We start from the raw sequence: 477 nt of genomic DNA, 5'->3' as shown, positions 1-477 counted from the left end.
ATCGTACGCGGCGGCACGCTGCCTGACGGCAGGGTTGCCGATATCGGCATCGCCGGCGAGACGATCGCCGCGATCGAGCCCGAACTGACCGCCGCCGCGGGCACGGTGATCGACGCGCGTGGCAATCTGGTCTCGCCGCCCTTCGTCGATCCGCATTTCCATATGGACGCCACGCTCTCCTACGGCATTCCGCGTATCAATGCCTCCGGCACGCTGCTCGAAGGCATCGCGCTGTGGGGCGAACTGAAGCCGCTGCTGACGCATGAGGCGGTGCGCGAGCGGGCGCTTGCCTATTGCGACTGGGCGGTGTCGATGGGGCTGCTTGCCATCCGCACCCATGTCGATGTCTGCGACGACCGGCTGCTGGCGGTCGAGGCGCTGCTCGAGGTCAAGAAGACCGTCGCGCCCTATATCGACCTGCAGCTCGTCGCCTTCCCGCAGGACGGGCTCTACCGCTCGCCGACGGCGCGTCAAAAC

The 477-nt window shown here is 67.3% G+C and carries 1 protein-coding gene; it reads left to right on the top strand.

Translation table 11 applies throughout. The features are described from left to right. Positions 1–477: amidohydrolase family protein (locus EOA29_RS39865; RefSeq protein WP_245468862.1), on the top strand; the 477-nt coding region annotated here is incomplete at both ends.

This window comes from Mesorhizobium sp. M1E.F.Ca.ET.063.01.1.1 (genome assembly GCF_003998155.1).
Classification (GTDB): Bacteria; Pseudomonadota; Alphaproteobacteria; order Rhizobiales; family Rhizobiaceae; genus Mesorhizobium.
This window is presented reverse-complemented; position numbering and strand designations above follow the sequence as displayed.